The organism is Rhodococcus sp. WY5, assembly GCF_018588185.1.
In the GTDB taxonomy this organism is placed as follows: domain Bacteria; phylum Actinomycetota; class Actinomycetes; order Mycobacteriales; family Mycobacteriaceae; genus Rhodococcus_F; species Rhodococcus_F qingshengii.
Map to the genome: position 1 here is coordinate 896,355 of NZ_JAAMPR010000001.1, position 22,473 is coordinate 918,827.

14 protein-coding genes are annotated in these 22,473 nt (G+C 63.5%); 1 reads left to right on the forward strand and 13 read right to left on the reverse strand.

The features are described from left to right. Nucleotides 1–60: 60 nt before the first annotated feature. Complete coding sequence (locus G4D79_RS04115; protein WP_099696816.1) at nt 61–972, forward strand: LysR family transcriptional regulator; 912 nt, start codon at nt 61–63, stop codon at nt 970–972. Here G4D79_RS04115 and G4D79_RS04120 read toward each other — a convergent pair. The 13 genes from G4D79_RS04120 to glf all read right to left on the reverse strand — a co-directional run bounded on the left by G4D79_RS04120 (nt 969) and on the right by glf (nt 22,303). Then, the gene (locus G4D79_RS04120) at nt 969–2,510 is read right to left on the reverse strand and encodes an acyl-CoA carboxylase subunit beta (protein ID WP_099696817.1); all 1,542 of its coding nucleotides are present in this window, start codon (nt 2,508–2,510) and stop codon (nt 969–971) included. The two genes, G4D79_RS04115 and G4D79_RS04120, sit on opposite strands and share 4 nt — an antisense overlap. Continuing rightward, a complete protein-coding gene (pks13, locus tag G4D79_RS04125) occupies nt 2,507–7,456 on the reverse strand; it encodes a polyketide synthase Pks13 (RefSeq protein WP_099696818.1) in 4,950 nt (1,649 codons plus the stop codon). The genes G4D79_RS04120 and pks13 overlap by 4 nt, the downstream gene beginning before the upstream one ends. Before the next feature lie 37 nt (nt 7,457–7,493). Beyond that, nucleotides 7,494–9,383, reverse strand: a complete 1,890-nt coding sequence (gene fadD32 / locus G4D79_RS04130; RefSeq protein WP_003943899.1) for a long-chain-fatty-acid--AMP ligase FadD32 — start codon at nt 9,381–9,383, stop codon at nt 7,494–7,496. 182 nt (nt 9,384–9,565) lie between these two features. Beyond that, nucleotides 9,566–10,561 (reverse strand): LLM class F420-dependent oxidoreductase, encoded by a 996-nt coding sequence (locus G4D79_RS04135; RefSeq protein WP_099696819.1) that lies wholly within the window; start codon nt 10,559–10,561, stop codon nt 9,566–9,568. Nucleotides 10,562–10,766: 205 nt separating this feature from the next. Then, complete coding sequence (locus tag G4D79_RS04140; RefSeq protein ID WP_099696820.1) at nt 10,767–11,720, reverse strand: cutinase family protein; 954 nt, start codon at nt 11,718–11,720, stop codon at nt 10,767–10,769. Nucleotides 11,721–11,729: 9 nt separating this feature from the next. Next, nucleotides 11,730–12,281 carry a DUF732 domain-containing protein gene (locus tag G4D79_RS04145; protein ID WP_003943980.1) on the reverse strand — a complete coding sequence of 184 codons (552 nt, stop codon included), beginning with the start codon at nt 12,279–12,281 and terminating at the stop codon, nt 11,730–11,732. Between the two features lie 106 nt (nt 12,282–12,387). Next, the gene (locus G4D79_RS04150; RefSeq protein ID WP_003943922.1) at nt 12,388–14,271 is read right to left on the reverse strand and encodes an alpha/beta hydrolase-fold protein; all 1,884 of its coding nucleotides are present in this window, start codon (nt 14,269–14,271) and stop codon (nt 12,388–12,390) included. A gap of 252 nt (nt 14,272–14,523) precedes the next feature. Beyond that, the gene (locus G4D79_RS04155) at nt 14,524–15,534 is read right to left on the reverse strand and encodes an alpha/beta hydrolase family protein (protein ID WP_007731818.1); all 1,011 of its coding nucleotides are present in this window, start codon (nt 15,532–15,534) and stop codon (nt 14,524–14,526) included. 331 nt (nt 15,535–15,865) lie between these two features. After that, complete coding sequence (gene zomB / locus G4D79_RS04160; protein WP_042921227.1) at nt 15,866–17,785, reverse strand: flagellar motor control protein ZomB; 1,920 nt, start codon at nt 17,783–17,785, stop codon at nt 15,866–15,868. Continuing rightward, nucleotides 17,763–18,668: a decaprenyl-phosphate phosphoribosyltransferase gene (locus tag G4D79_RS04165; protein WP_003943808.1), complete on the reverse strand. Its 906-nt coding sequence runs from the start codon at nt 18,666–18,668 to the stop codon at nt 17,763–17,765. Before G4D79_RS04165 ends, zomB begins: the two co-directional genes overlap by 23 nt. Further along, complete coding sequence (locus tag G4D79_RS04170; protein WP_003943893.1) at nt 18,665–19,198, reverse strand: phosphatase PAP2 family protein; 534 nt, start codon at nt 19,196–19,198, stop codon at nt 18,665–18,667. Before G4D79_RS04170 ends, G4D79_RS04165 begins: the two co-directional genes overlap by 4 nt. Continuing rightward, nucleotides 19,179–21,092 (reverse strand): glycosyltransferase, encoded by a 1,914-nt coding sequence (locus G4D79_RS04175; protein ID WP_007731821.1) that lies wholly within the window; start codon nt 21,090–21,092, stop codon nt 19,179–19,181. Before G4D79_RS04175 ends, G4D79_RS04170 begins: the two co-directional genes overlap by 20 nt. Continuing rightward, nucleotides 21,089–22,303 carry a UDP-galactopyranose mutase gene (gene glf, locus G4D79_RS04180; RefSeq protein ID WP_064113799.1) on the reverse strand — a complete coding sequence of 405 codons (1,215 nt, stop codon included), beginning with the start codon at nt 22,301–22,303 and terminating at the stop codon, nt 21,089–21,091. Before glf ends, G4D79_RS04175 begins: the two co-directional genes overlap by 4 nt. Nucleotides 22,304–22,473: the final 170 nt, after the last annotated feature.

The following is a 22,473-nucleotide window of genomic DNA, read 5'->3' on the forward strand; positions in this document are numbered from 1 at the left end:
TGCCGCTAACTATTCAGCACAAGCAAATTTTCAGACCGTATATTCGGTAGCATTGCTACTGTGTTGAATCTCGAAAGACTTCGCGCCCTGCACGCCGTCGCCGAGAACGGATCAGTGGCGGCTGCCGCCCGCACCTTGCATGTCACACCCTCCGGGATTTCGCAGCAGTTGAACAAGCTCGAGCGAGAGGTCGGTGTTCCGCTCCTCGAACCGCAGGGCCGCGGTGTGCGACTCACAGAAGCGGGCCGAATCCTCGCGCGCCGAACCGCAGAGGTTCTCTCGACGCTCGCCCAGGCCGAGGCGGAAATCGCGTCGCTGCAGAGCGAGGTGACGGGCCGCGTACGTATCGGCGCCCTGGTCTCCCCCAGCAGGACGGTGCTGCCGCGAGCCATCGCCGAAATCAGGCATGCGCACCCGCAGCTCGAAATCACCTTCAACGAAGGCGAATCCGAAGAACTGCTCCCAGCACTGATTCGCCGCGACCTCGACGTCGTGGTGGTCGACAGTTGGAGCACTCTGCCCGTCGAACTTCCCGACGGACTCTCCTTCACGCCCGTGTACGACGACGTGGCGCTGCTCGCTCTCCCGGCGTCACATCCGCTGGCGGGGAACAAGGTCGTCGCGCTCAGCGAGCTGTCCGAGCATGCCTGGGCGACGTGGACCCGGGGAACGGACTTTCACACCTTCACCGTCCGGACCCTGCGCGCGCAGGGGTTCGACCCACGAATCGAGTACGAGGTCGCCGAGTTTCCCACCCAGGTCGAATTCGTCGCTCAGGGCCTCGCCGTCGCATTGATTCCACGTCTGGCGAGAGTTGTACCGCCGGAAGGTGTTCGAATGCTCGACACGGTTCCGCCGCTCGGCCGAGACATTTACCTCGCCTGGCGGACAGACAGCGAAAGGCCGGCCGTCCTGGCGGCGATAGAAGCGCTACGCCGCCAGTTCGACGCCCTCGGTGACAAAAAGAACTAGAGCGGCATCAAGTTGTGCTTGCGCGGGTTCTTGAAGATCGTCTTGTCCTTGAGCAACTTCAGAGCCTTACGGATCTCGAGACGCGTCTGCGAAGGCTCGATCACCGCATCGATGTATCCGCGCTCGGCCGCGATGTACGGCGTCGCGACGAACTCGTTGTAGAAGTTGATCAGCTGAGCACGCACCGCGGGTGCATTCTCGCCGGCCTCGGCGAGCTGACGCCGCCCCATGATGTTGACGGCACCCTCGGCGCCCATCACGGCGATACGAGCGGTCGGCCACGCGAGGTTGATGTCGGCACCGAGCTGCTTGCAGCCCATGACGGCATAACCGCCGCCGTACGCCTTACGAACCACCACAGTCACCTTCGGCACAGTGGCTTCGATGTACGAGAACAGGAAACGCCCGCCGCGCTTGATGACGCCGACCTTTTCCTGATCGACGCCGGGAAGGAAGCCCGGTGTGTCGACGACGAAGACGAGCGGGATGTTGAAAGCGTCGCACAGACGCACGAAGTGAGCGGCCTTGTCGGAGCTGTCCGCGTCGAGGGCGCCACTGAGGTACGTGGGCTGGTTGGCCACGACACCGACGGGCAGGCCGTCGACGCGGGAGAATCCGGTGATCACGTTGTGCGCGACCTGGGCTCCGATTTCGTGGAAAGTGCCGTCGTCGAAGATCCGCAGAATGATGTCGTGCATGTCGTAGCCGGCGTTGTCGGCATCCGGCATGAACGCATTGAGTTCGAGATCCGACTCGGTGATCTCGGGTTCGAGGCCCGGGTTGATCAGCGGCGCCTTCTCCTGGCACGACGACGGCATGAAGCTCAGGTACTCACGCACCCAGTCGAAGGCAGCCTTCTCGTCGGGAGCGACGTGATGGATGTTTCCGTACTCCGCCTGCTTGCGGGCTCCACCCAAGTCCTCGAGGCTGACCTCTTCGCCGGTGACCGACTTGATGACGTCGGGTCCGGTGACGAACATGTACGACTCTTCGGTCGCGACCACGACGTCCGTGTTGATCGGGGCGTACACGGCACCGCCGGCGCATTTACCGAGGATGACCGAGATCTGCGGGCACAGGCCGGACAACGGCTCCTGACGTGAACCCATGTTGGCGTACCAGGCCAACGAGGAAACGGCGTCCTGGATGCGAGCTCCACCGGAATCATTGATACCGACGACCGGGCAGCCCACCTTCAGCGCAAAATCGTTGACAGCTGCGACCTTACGGCCGAACATCTCTCCGGCGGCACCGCCGAACACCGTCTGATCGTGCGCGAACACGGCTACCGGACGCCCGTCGACGGTTCCGTGACCGGTCATGACGCCGTCGCTGTACGGGTTGCCCTCGCCCGCCATCTTCACCAGGGCACCGATCTCGATGAAGCTACCGGGGTCGAGCAACATGTCGATGCGCTGGCGCGGCGTGCTGTGCCCTGCTGCATCGCGCTTGGCAATGGCCCGAGCCGAGCCGGGTTCCTTTGCCTTCTCCAACTTTTCGCGGAGTTCAGCGAGCTTCTCCGCGGTGGTTGTCGTCACTTCTGAACTCCGGTTTCCGCTGCTTTGGTCTGAGCTGTCTCGATCTGGGCCAGCTTGGTGGTGAGGTCTGCCGCAACCTTCGCGATGTACGGCTCGTCGACGATCTGCAGGTGGTCCCCGCCGATGTAGACGACCTCGAGGTTCTTCACGTAGTCACCCCAGCCACCATCCGCCTTGCGGGTCTTGAATGCAGGCTCGAGCGTCATCAGCTCGTCGTGGTACTTGTCAGCCATGTAGAGCACGACGTCGCCGTCGTAACTGCTGAACTCGGCCGTCTGGATGGCGCGATTGTCCAACCACGACGTCCGCTGATGCTCGATGATGCCGCCGGGAATCTTGGCGCCGCTCATCTTGATCATGTCCATCAAGATCTGGATCTGATCCTCGTCGGCTTCGGTGGAAGCCAGAACGTCAAGCGGCAGCGGCACATCCAGGTTGTAGGTGCGCTTGGCGAACTTGCCGTAGCGCTCCCAACGCTTGCGTCGTTCCGCCTCGGTGTCCGGCACGACCTCGCCGGCCATGACGGTGTCGAGCAGCCCGACCACACGCACGTCGGCGCCCTGCTCGCGCAGCAACTTCGCGACCGCATACGACATCACGCCACCGAACGACCAGCCACACAGCACGTACGGCCCGTCGCCCTGGATCTCACGCAGCAGCGGAACGTAAGCAGCAGCGCGGGTTTCGATCGAGCCCTCGACCCGCTCGAATCCGTACATCGGCGTGCCGGCGGGCAGGCGCTTGAGCAGAGGCTCGTACGTCACCGTCGAACCACCGGCAGCATGGAAGACGAATACCGGTACGGCAGTGGAACCTTCGGGGCGGGCACGCAGAGTACGCACGAGTCCGTCGATCTTGCCGTCGTCCTCGAGGTACTGGCGAACGACGTCCGCAAGCTCTTCGATGGTGGTGGAGTCGAGAACGTCATCGAGAGTGATCTCGCCGCCGGCACGCTCGGAAAGCCGAGCAGCAAGCTTCTCGGCGAGCTCGTCACCGACGATCGGCAGATCGTTGAAGATGCCCTTGGCCGACTTCCCGGTGACAACCGCCCACGTCGCAAACGTCAAGCGCTCGGCCGCATCTCGCGGCGGAACGTCCGAGCCTGCGTCGTCGGCAGTTCCGGCACGCGAAGGATCAGCGGGCGCGGCAGCCGCCGCAACGGGAGCAGTCGCCGGCAGTTCCACTGCCACCTCGGCGGGAGCAGCGTCCTCGTCAGCAGCGTCGGCCGCCAACTTCTCCGCGGCCTGCTTGTCGGCCATCGCCTGAACCTCTTCGCGATTGTCGATCGCGTAGCGCAGGTACTTGTTGACCTCGTTGAGGCTCGCGTCCTTGACTGCCTGGAGCTGGAGCTGCGGAATGTCGAACTCGTACTCGACGCGGTTCTTGATACGCATCGCCATGAGCGAGTCGAGACCCAGTTCGATGAGCGGAACCTCGGCCGGCAGATCCTCCGGCGAGTACCCCATCGACTCGGCAACCACGATCTTGAGGCGGTCGTCGAGGCTCTGCGAACCGTTCGGATCCCACTTGTCTCCGGCGTCTTCGACGACCTCGGCCAGGGATTCCATCGGCGCACTGGTCTTGACCGGCGCGCTGACGACCAGCTCGGGCAGCGGCTCACCCGACGTGACGACGGCGTCGAAGAGCAGACGGAACGTAGCACCCTCACGAGCGTGCACCTGCACCGACGCTCCACCCGGATGCGGGTTGAGTGTCGTCGTCAGGGTCGCAGCGCCGGCCAGCTCACCATGGGGAACGGCAGCGGTGAGAGCGACATCCGAGAGCACCTGTCCGGCAGCAGCGCTCACGAGCACAGCCAGATCGGTGACGACGGATGCATCGACCTCCCACACGTGGCGGCCGTCGGGCAGAGCGACGTGCGAACCGGGTACGCGAGCCGAACCGCCGGCACTGACGCGAATGTCGAGCCAATACGGCTTACGCAGGAATGCGGTACGCGGAACCGAAGCGAAATCGCCTGCGGGAAGCAGAGACTCGAGGTTCACGGCATGGCCGTGCACGTACAGCTGTGCGAGAGCGGCAAGAACACCCGCGGACTCGTCTTCCTTACGCTTGAGCGTCTGGATGAGCTCCATGTCGTGCAGGCCCGAATCGAAAGCAGTAGCCGCCACCGACATCAACGTCACCGGATTGGGTGCAAGTTCGACAAAAGTGGTGTGGCCGTGGGCAACTGCACCGCGTACCGCGTTGGTGAAGTACACGCTGTGGCGAAGACCCTTGACCCAGTACGCCTCTTGATGGATCGGCTCGTGACCGGGGCGGTAGAAGGTGTCCTTGTCGACGGACGAGTAGACGCCGAGCTTCAACGTGGTCGGCTCGATACCGGCCAACTCGGCGGCAAGCTCACCGAGCAGCGGATCTACCTGCGAAGTATGGCTGGCGCCCTTGGTCTGCAGGACACGCGCCATCTTGCCGTCGGCCTCGGCGGCCGCGACGATCGCCTCGATGTCCGGCTGTGGTCCACCGATCACCGTGTGCGTCGGAGCTGCGTAAACACAGACCTCGAGCTTGGGGTACGTGGGCAGTAGCGCCTCGATCTCGGATGCGCTGTACTCGAGCAAAGCCATCAGACGGATGTCGTCACCGACGAGTGCGCCCTCGGCCTCACCCATCAGCCGTGAACGTGAACAGATCACGCGCACAGCGTCTTCCAGGTTCAGACCACCGGACACGTACGCGGCAGCGGCCTCACCCATCGAGTGCGGAACCACGGCTTCGGCCTCGGCGCCGTGGTGACGCAGCAACGCGGCCAGACCGACCTGGATGGTGAAGATTCCCACCTGGGCTGTCTCGACGTTGTACTCGATCGAATCGTCGAGGAACATCTCGACCATCGAGTAACCGGCCTCGTCCTGGATCAGCGCGTCGACCTCGTCGACGGCTGCCTTGAAGGCCGAGTTCTCCGTGTAGAGCTGCTTGGCCATCTTGCGGTGCTGCGAGCCGAAGCCCGAGAACACCCACACCGCGCCCTTGGGCGACGGCGAGTCGGCGGAGAAGACTCCTTGAGCAGGCTTGCCCGCGGCGACGGCGCGCAGCGAGCTGATGGCCTCGGAGCGCGTCTTCGCCAGAACAGCGGCGCGCGAGCGTCCGTGGTTGCGACGCGCGAGTGTGCGGGCGACGTCGGCGAGGGGCGTCTTGCTTCCCTCTTCGGTTTCGAGCCAGTCGGCCAGGTCAGCGGCTGCGCGGCGACGACGCGACGGCAGCGCACCGGAAACGGCCAGCACAACGGTGCTCTCGTTCTCTGCTGCCGGTTCGTCGACCACCGGGGCATCCACAACCGGTTCATCGACTACTGCGTCGGCGGGCACGTATTCCTTGACCACGACGTGCGCGTTGGTTCCACCGAAACCGAAACCGGAGACACCGGCGACAGCCTTGCCGGTGTAGCGCGGCCAGTCGGTGGCCTCGGGCGTCACCTGCAGGTGCGACTTCTCGAAGTCGATGTGCGGGTTCGGGCCCAGGTAGTTGATCGTCGCGGGAATCTTGTTTTCCTGCATCGCCAGAACGACCTTGATCAGGCCGGCGGCACCTGCAGCTGCTTCCAGGTGCCCGAAGTTGGTCTTCGCGCTACCGAGCAGTGCCGGCTTGTCTTCGTCACGACCACGACCGACGACACGACTGAGCGCGTCGGCCTCGATGGGATCACCGAGATCGGTACCCGTTCCGTGCGCCTCGATGTAGTCGACGGTGGTCGGCAAGATTCCGGCGTCGCGGTACGCGAAACGCAACACGTCGGCCTGGGCATCGGGATTGGGGGCGAGCAGACCGTTGGAACGGCCGTCCTGGTTGACCGCGGATCCGGCGATCACCGCGAGGATGGAATCTCCGTCACGCTCGGCGTCTTCGAGGCGCTTGAGCACGACGAGTCCGCCGCCCTCACTGCGAACGATTCCCTGAGCCTGAGCGGAGAAGGCACGCAGTTTTCCGTCGGGAGCGAGCATCCCGGTCTGATCGAAACCGAGGGTTCCGGGAGGGGCCAGCAGCATGTTGACGCCACCGGCCAGCGCGATGTTGGAGTCACCGCTGCGCAGCGAGCGCACAGCCTCGTGAACGGCAACCAGCGAAGACGAACACGCGGTGTCCAGAGCGATGGACGGTCCACGGAAGTCGAAGAAGTACGAGACCCGGTTCGCCACGATGGCCGTCGACGTTCCGGTCAACGCGTACGGATGCGCCGTCGTCGGATCACTGACCGCGAGCAGCTGGTAGTCGTTGGCGGAACTGCCGATGAAAACACCGACCTGCTTGCCCTTGAGCCCACTGGCCGGAATGCGAGCGTGCTCGAGTGCTTCCCACGCGAGTTCGAGTGCGAGGCGCTGCTGCGGATCGACGTTGACGACCTCGAGCGGAGACATCGCGAAGAACTCGGCGTCGAAACCCTTGACGTCGTCGAGGTACCCGCCCTTGGTGTTCGCGTTCTCGACCGCGGCCTTGATGGCGGGATCCGACATGAACTCGGCCCAGCGGTCCTCGGGGAGGTCGCTGATGCCGTCGCGTCCGGCCGCCAGCATTTCCCACATGTCCGAAGGCGTGTGCCCGGCACCGGGGAATCGTGTGGACAGTCCGACGATGGCGATGTCGTGAGCGTCCGTCGTGCCGCCTGAGACGTAATACGAGGCGTCGACGGTCTCCTCCGGCGCCTCGGGCTCACCTTCGATGATCCGAGTAGCCAGCGAAGCGATGGTGGGGTGTTGATAGGCAACCGTGGCGGTCAGCGTGACGCCGAGCAGATCCTCGATGTCTCCGCTCAGAGCAACTGCGTCCCGCGAGGCGAGCCCGAACTCTTCCATCGGGCGATCGTCCGTGATCGAACCCGCCGGCTGACCGGTCGCGTTGGCGATCCAATTGCGAAGCCACTCACGCAGCTGCGCGACACTCATCTCGCTCACAACGTCTTTGCTCTGCGCACCATCTTGTTCAACCATCAACTCACCAAGCCACCGATCATGAAGGGACTGCTCCTCAAACGCTATCGGGGAATGCGGTCTGCTGATAGCCGCCTCGCAACGTTCCCTCGATATAGCTCGCCTTACACGCGCGGCGAGCGATCTTGCCGCTGGACGTACGCGGAATCGAACCCGCGGGGACGAGCAGGATGTCTCGGGCCGTAACACCGTGACGGGAAGAAATCGCCGCACGCACGGTGTCCGCGATCGGCTGCGGATCGGCCTTGCCTGCGCCGGGAGCACGCTCGGCCACGATGACCAACTGCTCCGAGGAATCGTCGTCGTCGAACTTCAGACCCGAGTGCGTGTTGGAGAACACGACGGACGGCAGCTGGTTGGCCGGTACGGCAAACGCAGCGATGAAGCCGGGGCGCAGAGCCGGGCTGGCTTCCTGAGCCGAAGCCTCGAGGTCCTGCGGGTAATGATTGCGACCGTCGACGATCACGAGGTCCTTGACGCGACCGGTGATGTACAGCTCGCCGTCGACGTAGACGCCGAAGTCGCCGGTACGCATCCAGTTGGCATCCGCCGGCGTGCCCTCGGTGTGGCTGTCTTCGCTCAACCGATTGTCCAGCTTGTTGTGGAAGGTCTCCGCCGTCTCGTCGGGGCGACCCCAGTAGCCGATACCGATGTTCTCGCCGTGCAACCAGATCTCGCCGACGTGATTGTCGGGGACCTCGGTCAGCGTCTCGGGATCGACGATCGCCGCCCACTGACTGCGCGAGACGTACCCACAGGAGACCTGCGCGATTGCGTTCTCGGAGTACTGGTCGACGATGACCATGCGTCCCTTGTTGAGTTCCGTGCGGTCGACGTAGATGACCTTGGCCTCGTCGGAATGCTTGGTCGAGGAGACGAAGAGCGTCGCCTCGGCCATGCCGTACGACGGCTTGATCGCAGTCTTGGGCAGACCGTACTGAGCAAAAGCGTCGTTGAACTTGCGCATCGACGACGTCGTGACCGGCTCACTGCCGTTGATCAGACCGATGACGTTGCTCAGGTCCAGGGTCTCGCCGTCCTTCGGCAGGCCACGCGCGGCAGCGTGCTCGAAAGCGAAGTTGGGAGCGGCAGCAAAGGTGCCGGCGCCGTCGGAAACCGCAGCAAGTTCCTTGATCCACCGGTACGGCCGCTGCACGAAAGCGCGCGGGCTCATGATGGTGATGTACTTGCCGCCCAGAGCAGGCAGGATGACCGTCAGCAGGCCCATGTCGTGGAACAGCGGCAGCCATGTGACGCCGCGTGAGTCCTCGTTGAGTTCGATGGAGTCGACCATCTGGAGCGCGTTCGTTCCGACAGCACGATGGGTGATCTCCACGCCGGCGGGAACTCGGGTCGAACCCGAGGTGTACTGCAGGTACGCGATGTCGTCGAGTTCGATGTCGGGACGAACCCACGTTTCACCGACGGTATCGGGAATCGCGTCGACGGCGATGATGCGCGGACGCTCGGCAGCGGGAAGCGAGCGGAACAACTGTCGAACACCGGCCGCCGACGATGCGGCAGTCAGAATCGCAGTCGGCTTGCAGTCACCGAGAACAGCGTGAAGACGGTCGGTGTGACCGGGCTCGTCCGGATCGAAGAGCGGCACCGCGATGGAACCGGCCTGAATGGCCGCGAAGAACGAAATGACGTAGTCGAGTCCCTGCGGAGCAAGAATCGCGACACGGTCGCCACGCTTGGTGACCTGCTGCAGACGGGCTGCAACAGCGCGCAGACGCACACCGAACTGCTCCCAGGTCAGCTCCAGGGCTTCACCGTCACGCTCGCGTGAGTAGTCGATGTACCGATACGCGAGCTCGTCCGCGTTGACACGCGAGTGTTGCTCGACGTAGTCGACCAGCGTGAAGCCTGGTTGCAGGCGGATCTGGCCCTTCTCGTCGAGAAAGCCATCGAACAGCGCGTTCATTCCATCTCCTCCGAAGCGATCACACAAGCACTGTCTTTCATGCCTGCGCCCCAGACTTCCTTCGCTCTCTCGGGTCCATCTTCGATCAATCGAATCGCACTTTGTGCGCAACTCACCTGAATCACTTCATCGATCCCAAACCATCGATATGTTACAGATTCGCATCGTCCGTATTCTCCGGCCTACTCGCCCGCCAGTAACGGGATGATCGGGGCGAACGCTTCCATCTGCGTCGGGAAGACCCCGACGTACGACATCGACGTCTTCTCGCGGACCAGTCGAATCTGGTCTGCGATTTCCTCGAAAGTGCCCACAGCCAGGTATGGAGAGTTCAACAGCTCCTCCACGCTCAGCTTACGATCCACTTCGATGTTCGGCGGAAAACCTTGGTCCAGAGCGGCGATTGCCATTTCGGCAGCCTGCTCTCGATCGTCGGTGATCATGATCATGGTGATGGTCCAGTTGAGTTCGATCTCATCGAAACGCTCGCCGGCAGCTTCGCGGATCCGCTCGACACGTTCGATGGTCTTTTCCATCGTGATTCCGGAGAGCAGAAGCCGCCCGTCACGGTTCGTCGGTGTGGCGACCGAGATGATGTCCGCGTACTTCGCCGCGAGAGCAAGCATCTTCGGGCCTCCGCCGCCCACGATGATCGGTGGCCGCGGGCCCTGCCGCGGTCGCGGGCTGCCCTTGAGGCCGCGCACCTGATAGTGCTTGCCTTCGAAAGTGCATTCCTGCCCGCGCAGAAGAACGTCGAGAATCTGCAGAGACTCCTCGAGCTTCTCGATGCGAACGCCCGGACTTTCGTAGGCGATGCCGCCCTTGTCGAACTCTCCCTTCATCCAGCCCGCACCGATACCGAGTTCGAGTCGACCACCGGACAGCACGTCGATTGTCGCCGCGTCCTTCGCGAGCACAGCAGGATGACGGAAGCCGTTGGCCAACACGGCGGTGCCGAGACGAATCTTGTCGGTGGCCACCGCGAGCGCTCCGAGAGCGGCGATCGGGCCGACCTGATTACCCAGGTGATCCGGAATCATGAACGAGTCGTAGCCGAGTTCCTCGGCCTTCTGCGCGAGCTTGACGAAGCGTCGCGCACCACCCTCTTCGGCGTTGCCCTCGCCACCGGCCGCAAACCGAAATTTGCGTAGGGCATCGCTGCCGTGGGTGGAACTCATATATCGATCTCCTGTGATGGACACGTACGTCGTACTCGAACTACAAACTCGGACAAATCGAACCTACTCGCCAGTCACTTACGTGACAGCACTGTAGAGGAAGCCCCCGGACCGTGCAGCACTCTACCGGGACCAAACGAGCAGATTACCCGCGAGCGAACTCCCGAGACGCCCGATTGTGACGAATCAACAGTGCGGCGGTGACTCAACTGTGGGGCGGCGTCGGTGCAGCGTCGATCTTCTCCGCAGTCCACTGTGCCATCCATTGGGTGGCCGTCGTGCCGTTCGGATCGACTTGGAAGGAGTTGTACATCGCGTGCACAGGGTTGTTGTAGTACTCGAGCAGTCGCGGCGCCGAACTCAGCCAGTTGGTCGGGTTGAGAGCGGCTGCCGGCGCGTCGCAGATACCGTCGCTCGGCGCGCAGATCTGATAGGTCCGATCGTTGAGGTCACCGAACCCGCCGGGCCTCGGGCCGGTCATCGTGAGACCGGGCAGCTTCAGCCCGTTCAGCGACAGCTCGGCGCCGACACCGGCAACGCTCGGGCCAACGGTGTTCCCGAACGCCGGATCGCGCCGACCGTCGGCGATCAAGCCGACGCCCAGAACCAGATCGGCAGGCACCGCGCCGGTACCGTCGCCGATACTCGCGGCGACGTCACCCGCGATCACCGCGCCCTGGGAAAATCCGGTCAGGACGTAACTCGTGAGCGGGCACTCGGCGTGCCGCTTCATCAGAAAGTCGTTAGTGGCAGCAGTTCCCGCGGCCCGACTGTTGTTGTAGGACTGCTGTCCGTCCGGCGGGATCGCCACCGGATTCGAAAACTGTGCGACATACGGAACGGTGTAGACGTCGGCCCGTGAAGTATCGAACTTCTCCTGCAGAGGACGGGTCACGTTCAGCATCAACGACGCCGGATTGGCCGTCGGGTTGTACGGGTCGTCGGTAGCGCTCGACTCCCACGTACCCGGTATGGCTACTACCTGGACATCGGGGCAACTGGCCGGCTGAGACACCGGAGGCTCCGGGCTCGGCGGGATCGGAGTCGGCGAAGGCACCCGCCCGGCCAGGATGTACCAACCGCCGATCACGACCGCTGCGACCACGAGAATGATCAGCAGCGGGATCAGGCACCCACGACGCTTTCCAGACCTCGCCATGACCCACGCCTACTTGCAGTAGGTGGCGTTGGCGACGTCGATGTAGATCTGAGCGTTCGCACCTGCCTGCTCGGGAGTGATCTGCTTGCCTTCCGCCGACGCTTCCTGGCCGACGAAGGCGGTCACGAAGGTCAGGACCTCGTCGTCGGTCTGAGGACCGGCAGCGCAGATGTAATTGGCCGTGTTGACGGCGATGCTTCCGTCACCGGCTGGGGTGATGCCCTTCGCCTTCAGTCCGTCGAGGAACTTCTGTGCCTCGGGACTGACCTCGACGACTGTGGGACCCGGGAAGCCCTCGATGCTCTGCGGCTGCTCCGGCGGCGCGGTGGCCGCGGCTCCCGGACTGGTGGGCGCAGCCGACGCCGTCGTGGTCGCAGAGGCGGACGCAGATGCCGAACCGCTCGAGGACGAAGCCGCCGCGGACGTCGTGGTGACCGGATTGGAGGTTGCAGTGGAGTCGTCACTACCGCACGCGACAAGCGCGCCACCGGTGGCGAGCGCCAGGGCGCCGACCGCGATCGCGCGTGCACAAGTGTTTCGGTTACCCGAGAAAAGCGACATCAATGTCCGTCCTTGCCTTCAGTCGAAAGTCCATCAACAGGTTACGCAACGCACGCGGGCGGGCACCGATCCGTGATCGGGCCCGCCCGTCGTGCACCACTGTGAGTTAGTGAACTTCTGTCTTGTCACCGATCACCGTGATGTAGCCGAACTGGAAGTTCTGCTGGACACCACCGGGAATGTCGAACTTGTCACTGATCGGGAATCCGAGTCGTCCACCTTCGTATCCGACGCTCTTCCAACCGTCGAACAGCGGACCGTTCTCGACGGACCATGCACCGGTGCCGGGGCTCCAGTAGATGTTGCCGCCCTCGAACTCGGTGAAGCGTCCGTTGTCCTTGATCGGAACCTCGTTCGACTTCGGGAATCCGAGCCAGCCGTTTTCCCAGCCGAGTTCGCCGTACTTGCCCATGATCATTCCGAGAACCGCGTGAGTTCCGTTGGCGCTGCTGTACATTGCGCCGATCTCGAATCCCTGGACCTTGCCCGGCTTGCCGGGGGTCGCGATCTCGTCGGCAGTCGGGTAGCCGAGCGGGCCACCTTCCCAACCCTGTGCGGACCACTCGGCGAGGATGTCGCCGCTGACGGGGTGAGCGCCGGTCTGCGGGGTCCAGTAGATGGAGCCGTTCTGGAAGTGGTTGAAGCGTCCGCGTCCGTCGGGGGTACCGAGTTCGGGGGTACGCGGGAAGCCGAGCGGGCCGGCCGCTGCTCCGGTGTTCATGTACGCGCCGGCGATACGACCGGCGACGGGCTGGGCGCCCGTTCCACTGGTGAAGTAGATGCGACCGTTGCGGAAGTCCTGTGCCAGGCCACCCGCGACGCTGTACTCGGGGGTGATGCAGTCACCGATCCAGCCGTTGGCTGCGGCCGTCGCACCGATCTCACCCGAAGTGCCGCAAGCCGGCTTCTCGACCTCGACGCCGATGGCGTTGGCCAACTGCGGCCACAGCTGATGAAGCTCGAACTGCCAGTACGGCCACGAGTGGGTTCCGGACGGGCGGTAGTTGACCTGCGCGGGGATTCCGAGCTGGTTGAGCTTGGTCGCGAAGGTCTGCGAGGTCAGGCGAGCGAGGATCTCGAGGCCCATGCCTGCGTAGTTGGTGCTCACGCCGGGAATTCCCGACGGCTGGTCGTACGGGCCGGTCGTACCGCTACCACTCGAGACGTACAGGCTGACGCCCTTGAGCTTCTCGGCGAGCGCGTACGGATCGTGTGCAGCCCACTGCGGGTTGGACGGCGGTCCCCACATCGCGGCGGAGTTGTATCCACCGGCGTCGGTCATCGCGAACTGGATTGCCTGAGGCATGCCGAGCGAGGTGGTGGTGAGGATGCCGGAGAGCGAAGCGGCGAACTTGAAGAAGCCGGGGTTGCGCGCCGTGAGGAACATGGCGGACGTGCCGCCCATCGACAGACCGACGACACCGCGTGTCTGCGTGGTCCGCCAGTCCTTTTCGAGGATGGGGGGCAGTTCCTTGGTCAGGAACGTCTCCCACTGGTAGTTCTTGCCGTTGTCGGGCTGGAGCCAGTCGGAGTAGAAGCTGGACTGACCGCCGACCGGGAGGATGACGTTGACGTTCTTGTCCGCGTAGAAGGACTCGGCGTCGGTCTCGTAGGTCCAGGCGTTCTCGTTGTCGGTCGCGCGAAGACCGTCGAGCATCCAGACCGAGGGGAAGCTGGCCGACGGATTGACGTTCCAATCGCGGGCCAAGAGGATCTGCACCTGAATCGGGGTGCCCATCGCGGGAGAGTTCACCCACAGCGCGACGCGACGCTCGCTGAGCCAGTCGACCTTCGTGACCGCTGCTCCGGTGGGGTTCTGGGTGGCGGCCGGTGCGGCCTGAGCAGGTGCCGGCGCGGCTGCCGCGGTTCCGGCCGTCGTCAAGCCCGCGGCGATCGGCAGAACCAGCATCGCTGCCAGTGCGCCGACGACCTTTGTCCGGAAGGTTGCCCGGGACCGGCGACGGTCCTCCGTGGCAAGGCCTACTCGCATGAGCTCACTCTCTTTCCTTACGTTCGGTCCGCGCGTCGATCGTGTGGCCGCCTGAGCAGCCAGACCCCCGTTGAAACTATTTCTACACGCAAACGATCCCCGCTTGGGGTAGCCGCGCTGTTACTGGTGGTGCAATTGTTACTGACATCGGGCGCTTGTGCAGCACCTGAATACACAAGTGCCGTCCCGGTTCTCCTTCGAGGAGTCCGGAACGGCACTGGTGAAGTGACTAGGTCACGGGATCGCGCACGATCACCAAGCGTTCATGGTGTCGAGGATCTGGCCGCGAGCCTTCCACAGCTCTGCCGACCAGTACGGCCACGAGTGCGTGCCGTTGGACGGGAAGCTGTAGGTGGCCGGGATACCCAGCGAGTTCATGCGGATCTGGAATGCACGGGTGTTGACCAGGGCGAGAGCCTCGAGGCCCATGCCGTTAGCCGTGTTGTAGTAGTCGATCGGTGCGCGCGGGTGGTCGTATTCACCAGGCAGGCCGCTTGCCGACGAGATGTACATCGACAGGCCCTGCAGACGCGGTGCGAAGACGAACGGGTCGTTGCGCAGCCAGGACGGGCTCCACGGCGGTCCCCACATGGAGTCGACGTTGAAGCGACCGGCATCGAGCATTGCGACGCGGATTGCCTCGCGCATGCCCGGAGCCGAGATGTTCAGGTAGCCCGACAGCGAGCCGGCGAACTTGAACTGGTCACGGTGGTAAGCAGCCAGCGTCAGAGCAGCGCTGCCACCCATCGAGAGGCCGAGGACCGCGTTGTTGGTGGGCGAGACGCCGTAGTTCGCGAGGAAGTTGGGCAGTTCTTCGGTGAGGAAGGTTTCCCACTTGTACGTGATCTGCTGGCCGTTGAAGTTCGACGGTGCATACCAGTCGCTGTAGAAGCTGGACTCGCCGCCGACGGGCATCACGAGGGTGATGTTGTCGTTGCGGTACTGGTCCATCGCATTGGTCTCGAAGCTCCACGCGTTGGCGTCGTTACGCGCACGCAGGCCGTCGAGGAGGTAAAGGGCAGCGTTTCCGCCGCGAGCGGCCCACTGGACCTGGACCTTGATGTTGCCCATCGAGGAGGGCACCCACAGCTCGTCGTATCCGCCGGAGGGGGCGGTGTGGCTGGGAGCAGTGTGCGCAGGCGCAGCAGAGGCGACAGCACTACCGGCAACTCCTGCAGCAAGGGGGAGCACAAGTGCTGCGGCACCGATGGCCAACGCTCGGTGCTTGAGGCGCTGGGTCAGCCTCTTTCTGGCAAAACGCATGGATACTGCTCTCTCTCTTCGTCTGCGGAACCCACTCGGTGGAGTGGTTCCGGCGGATTCCGTCGGGGAACAGGCTTTTCTGCCAGCCCGAACGAGTTCGGGTCGGCAGCGGACCTCTTCCAAGTCACACTGCGCTCGCTGGACTTTATGTCACAGGTTCAGCTGTGACAAATAGGTGGACCGTTACGTCCCAATCCGCGAGCAACACCGTCATCACCCCTCGGGGGTGATTCAGGTTAGGTGAATCGTCTTCGAGTACATCGTGGCCAATCAATTCGGTGTTACTGAATCGAAATATTCAAACCCTCAACAGTCGGTGATGCTGATCACATCACCTGGGTGACTCCGGTGGAACGAGACCGCAGCGTTCCAATTCGTAGGCCGGAACCCGGTCGAATCGGTACTTCGCGAAGTCGAATGCCTGCTGGAAGTTCTGTTTGAATCTGGCCCAGGTCAGCTCGGAGCGGTACGACGTGAGTAGCTCCTGAGTTTCCGGGCAGGTGATGGCCAGCTTTGCGTCCGCAACCCAGTCTTCGTCGAGGAAGAACGGCAGCCACGGTCGAACGTCGATCATTCCCGTGTCCGCGACCACCCAGTCCGGATAGAGATTCTTGTCGTGCCCGATCCGGCCGTCCTCGAGTCGCTCGGTGTGAGCTGCCAGGGGATACGCCAGCCCCATCTGATCGAGCACCCGAACGTCGAGGCCGACGTTCATGCTCGTCATTCCGAGGTTGAGGAAGAAGACGACGTGCTCGGCCGGCTCTTCGATCGGTCCGGGTGGTGGGACGACGAACCAGGAGTCGTAGCTCGCGGACGGCAGCAGCAGCCCACCCTCCGGAGTCCGCGCGATGGTCTCGACCATGGCACGCATTCGCGGATAGTCGAGGTAGTCCTCGGCCAGGATCGGATGCTTGTGACCGGTGTTGAGTGCGTAGAACGCTCGCTCGTCGACGATTCCCGAGCGACCCACCACGGATCCTTCGGGCATACCCGTCGTGTTCGCGGCGAAGAAGGCCCAGATGATCGTGCCGATCCACAGCACCGCCGAGACTCCGAAGATCGCGGTGTCGCGATTACTTCCGAACGCTGCCCGCGCCGGCACCCGCAACGGAATGACCGCCACCGGGATGAGCAGGCAGAACAGCACCGGCAACAGGACGCGGCCGTGCATGAAGTCGCCGCCGACGCGCAGAGAGTAGATCCCGAGGATCAGCCCACTGCCGAGAATGAAGGTGACAATCGCCCGCGGCGTGCGCAGAAACTGCTGAAAGCGCTGCCACAGCGGGCGTGCGGGTTGATCTGCGGTAGCGGTAGGTGTGTCCGCTCGGCTTCGCCACACGAGCAGCAGCGCACCGATGAGCAGGAACAGCAACGGCAACCAGAGCAGGTACGGCCCGACCAGGTTCCACAGGTACGCAAAACCCTGCGCCCACTTCGCGCCACCGGCGTCCTTCGACACCGCGGTGTTCGGGTACGGCAAGGCGTAATAGCCCATTCGCCAGATCTGATAGCCCACCGGGACAAGTCCGGCGACGACGACGATCAGTGTGCGAATCTTCCAGGTCAGGCCTGCGGAGAGAACGATCATCATCAACGCGGCAGCACCGGGAATCGCCATCTCGGGTCGAACCAGTGGTCCGAGTCCGGCCACGAACGAGAGAGTCAGGATCGACGCCGTGGACGGCGTCGACGCCTGCGCCCACCGAACGAGCAGTACCCACAGGAGCGCGATCCAGAAGATCACCAAGCATGTCTCGAGCCCGGAAGTGGCGAAATCTCGCGCAGGCGGAACCGCGATGTAGACGAGAACACCCGCCGGTACCAGCAGGATCGTTCCGCCCGCCGACGGCCGAACGCCGCGGTACAGACGACCGGTGCCGAGCATCGCCAACACGACGGCAGCAGTCGAGAGTACGAGCGCGATCGTCAGAACAACGTATTCGAGACGGATCTGCGTGAGCCAACTGAACGCGTAGACGATGTACGTCCACGCGGTACTCGTGTTCGCCTCGACACGCTCACCCGCGTTGAAGACCGGGCCGTTCCCCGCGAGCAGGTTGCGGACGGTTCGCAAGACGATGAGTCCGTCGTCGGCGATCCAGCGACGCTCCCACGCACCCCAGAACATGAGGGCAGCAGCAAGCACCACCCCGCCGAGAAAAACTCCTCGACTGAGGGTGGTGCGATTCGCCGCAGTGTCGACGTGCGGGTCGGCCTCGGTGCGTGGCTCAGACGAGGTAGACAGCGACACCCACTACTCCGATCCACGCAATCGCGAGGAGTTGCAGCACCCGGTCACCGAGCGCGATCTCCTCAGGCTCTCCGGCTTCGCCGCCGTCGACGTCCACCGCGTATCGCAGCACCGCGATGGTGAACGGCACCATCGAGATGGCGTACCAGTTGGTGCCCTTGATGGCGTCCTGTTGGAACGCCCACAGTCCGTAGCAGAGGACCAGCGTCGTCGCTGCCATCGTCCACACGAAACGCAGGTACGTCATCGTGTAGCTCTCGAGGGACTTACGGATCTTGGCGCCGGTCTTCTCGGCCAACTGCAGTTCGGCGTAGCGCTTGCCTGCCGCCATGAAGAGTGAGCCGAACGCCATCATCAGCAGGAACCACTGCGAGAGATCGATCTCGGCGGCAACGCCACCGGCGATCGCTCGAAGCAGGAAGCCGGACGAGACGATGCAGATGTCGATGACGGCCTGATGCTTGAGACCGAAGCAGTAGGCGAGCTGGATGACGATGTACACGCCCATGACCACGGCGAGTTGCCAGTTGGCCAGGAAGGACAGCCCGATCGCACCGGCAAGCAGCACGACTGCCATGCCGTAGGCGATGTTGACGGGTAGAACTCCGGCCGCGATGGGACGGAATCGCTTCGTGGGGTGAGCACGGTCGGCTTCGACATCCATCGCGTCGTTGACGAGATAGATGCCTGATGCCGCCATACAGAACACGACGAACGCCAGCGCGACGGGCAACAGCACGTCGGCTTCGGTGGCGGTTCCGGCCGCGATGGGCGCTGCCAGCACAAGGACGTTCTTGACCCACTGACGTGGGCGAAGCGCCTTGACGATGCCGGCGGGCAGGGACTTCGGGGGTCCGCTGACCGTAGCCGGTTCCTCGCTCATTTATCTCCACATTTCTGTTCGGCTCTGGCTTCTTCGACCCGGCGAACTACCGCCGCGGATGCGGCTCCCAGTGCCGCTCCGGCGAGTACGTCGGTCGGGTAGTGAACTCCCAGGACCAGACGCGAGAGCATCATCGGGGGCACCAGCAACGCCGGTAAGGGTAGCCCGGTGAGCCGACCGATCAGCACAGCCGCCGCCGTCGTCGACGTCGCGTGTGATGACGGGAAGCTGAGCTTGCTCGGTGTCGAGACGTTGACCTGCACCGAAGGATCGGAAGGTCGCTTGCGCCTGACCACTCGTTTGATCACCACGGAGGCGGCGTGTGCACCGAATGCTCCGACGGCTGCTCCGGCCCATTCCCGTCGACGCGGCTTGTCCACAGCAGCTCCGACGGCAGCGATCGCGATCCACCCGAGGGAGTGCTCACCGAAGTGAGACATACCGCGGGCGACCTTGACGGCTCCCGGCAGCTGCCCGACGGTCGACTGAATCCCGGCCAGAATCTGTACTTCAGGAGATGCCGAAGACACGTTCCCACCTTTCCGTGCTGGTCAGTGAAGGAACGGCGTCCTGGTACTGCTTCTTGAGCTCGGGGAAACGGGCGGCGAGTTCGCGGCGCAACCGTGTTGCTTCCTTGAGCAGTTCGAGCGCGAGTTTCGGGTTTCGCTTGCGGTAGACGACGCCGCGACCGTCGGCCGTGGTGACGGTGACGCCGTCGACCTGCGAGAGCAGGAACCAACGGGCGTCGATGGTCGGAACGTTGAGCTGAGGGCGCTCGAGGTGTTCCGGCTTGGCCGGCTTCACGTTGTGCACTCCGGCCCTGAGGACCCGGGTGATCTTCGCGACGGTCGACAGCGGCAGGCTCACGTCTCCGACATCCGCACCGGAGGGCAGCGGCAACGCAGTCGACGACGGCAGTACGACCGCGTCGGAGAATTCCTTGCGCTGGGCGTGGACCTCACCGAGTGCCGTCGGCAGCATGTTCGCGACGTGCTCGGGTCCGGCGAGGAAGTCCGCGATGGCCTTGTTCTGGATCGCGACGGTGGAGTACTCGAGACACAGCAGGTGCTTGAGCGTTGCCTTCACCGTGTTGACCACGAGGCCACGGCCGTTGCCCGGCATGTGGAGCGCGGCCACCACCAGACGGTTACGGAGGTGGAAGTACGCCTGCCAGTCGATGGCGTCGTCCTTGTCGCTCCACGCCATGTGCCAGATCGCGGCACCCGGAAGTGTGACGGTCGGGTATCCGGCTTTCTTTGCGCGCAAACCGTATTCGCAGTCGTCCCACTTGATGAAAAGCGGTAGCGGCTGCTTGATTTCTTCGGCGACCTGGCGCGGGATCATGCACATCCACCAGCCGTTGAAGTCGACGTCGATGCGGCGGTGCAGGAGTTTCGATTCGCGCAGCGGCTTCTTCGAGAAATCGTGGTCGTATTCGACGTTCGGTGCCGCGGTCCACATGAAGATGCCGCGGTCGACCACTTCACCCATCACGTGGAGGTGGCTTCGTTCCTGCAGGTTGAGCATCTGCCCACCCACCAGCATCGGCGACTTCGCGAAACGCGAGAACGAAAGCGCACGCAGAATCGAGTCCGGTTCGATCTCGATGTCGTCGTCCATGAACAGGATGTGCTGGCACTGCGTCGTCTTGAGTGCCTCGTACATGATTCGGCTGTATCCGCCCGAGCCGCCGAGGTTGCCCTGATCGTGAATGGCGAGCCGATCACCGAGCGCTGCAGCAGCTTCGGCGAATCCGGGTTCGTCACGCACCTTGCGGGTGCCCTGATCCGGCATGATGACGGCCTTGATCACGTCCGACACCAGCGGATCCGAAGCCAGTGCAGCAAGCGCCTTGACCGCGTCGGTCGGACGGTTGAACGTCGGAATACCAACGGCGACAGTCGCTTCGCCGGGAGCCTCGACGGGCGCGTACCAGCCGCCGCTCTCGACGACCACTGCCGTATCGGTGGTGATGTCGAACCAGATCCAGCCACCGTCCTCGAACGGCGCCAGTTCCACCTCGAACTCGACCGCGGCATCGCCGTCGGCAAATTCCTTGCCTTCCACGTGAATTCGCGAGGAATCCGCCTTGGAACGGTAGATGTCGACGCGGCCGTGGCCGGACAGCTCGAGACGAAGGACCACCGATTTCAGGATGGACCATCGACGCCAGTAGCTGGCAGGGAACGCGTTGAAGTACGTGGCGAACGAGACCTCGGTCTCGGCGCCGAGCGCTACCGACGTGCGCGAGGTCGAGTGCGCCCGCCGACTGTTGGACCAGGACTCTTCCAAGTACAACGTGCGGACGTCGAGCGGCTCACCGGCGCGGGGCAGGATGATCCGCTGGAGCAGGGACTTGCCGAGGTAGGTCACCTCGTCGCCGCTGACGGCATCTTCGCCTTCGAGTAGATGACGTGCGTTCATTCGCTCTCCCCTGCCAATTCCGCACCCGTTTCGAGATGCGGGCGCAGGGTGTTCTCGAACATCGTCAACGCGCTGGCGATCGCCATGTGCATGTCCAGGTACTGGTAGGTACCGAGACGCCCGCCGAAGAGGACCTTGTTCTCCGCGGTCTCCTTCTTGGCGCGTGAGCGGTACGCGGAGAGCTTCTCACGATCCTCCGGAGTGTTGATCGGGTAGTACGGCTCGTCCTTCGCCTCCGCTGCACGTGAGAACTCACGCATGATGACGGTCTTGTCGGTCGGGTACTCGCGCTCCGGATGGAAGTGACGGAACTCGTGGATTCGGGTGAACGGCACGTCGGCGTCGTTGTAGTTCATGACCGGGGTGCCCTGGAAGTCTCCGGTGGGCAGAACCTCGGTCTCGAAATCGAGGGTGCGCCATCCCAGTGCACCTTCGGAGTAGTCGAAGTAGCGGTCGAGCGGGCCCGTGTAGATGACGGGTGCGTCGGGGCTGGCGGTGCGCAGTTCGTCGCGGACGTCGAAGTAATCGGTGTCGAGGCGGACCTCGATCTTCGGATCCTTCGCCATGTTCTCGAGCCACGCCGTGTAGCCGTCGACGGGCAGGCCCTCGTACGTGTCGTTGAAGTAGCGGTTGTCGAAGTTGTAGCGGACCGGCAGGCGGGCGATATTCGCCGCGGGCAGCTCGGTGGGGTCGGTCTGCCACTGCTTAGCCGTGTAGTCACGCACAAATGCTTCGTAGAGCGGGCGCCCGATCAGGGAGATCGCCTTCTCTTCGAGATTGGAGGCGTCCTTCGAATCGATCTCGCTGGACTGCTCGGCGATGAGGGCGCGTGCTTCTTCGGGAGTGAAGTACCGACCGAAGAACTGCGACACGAGACCGAGTCCCAGCGGGAACTGGTACGCCTGTCCCTTGTGCAGCGCGAAGACGCGGTGCTGGTAGTTCGTGAACTCCGTGAACTGGGTGACGTAGTCCCAGACCTTCTTGTTGGAGGTGTGGAACAGGTGGGCACCGTACTTGTGGACCTCGATGCCGGTCTCCGGCTCTGCCTCCGAGTATGCGTTTCCCCCCAGGTGGTGACGGCGATCCAGCACCAGCACGCGCTTACCCAGCTGGGTAGCGGCACGCTCGGCGATGGTCAGCCCGAAGAATCCCGAACCGACGACGATCAGGTCGTACTGGGCACGGGCGGTCTCTGAATTTGCAGCGGTCACGATGAACCAGGGTATCGGACCTGTTCGGAAGCCGAGGGTTGGATGCGTCACCAGGGACTATGGCCCTCGTTTCCTGATTCAGCATCACTGGCGGCTGCCACTCACAAACTGCTTGGCAAAACCAACGATTGTCTTGCCAATCATTGGTCACACTGCTTATATTTTGGGAA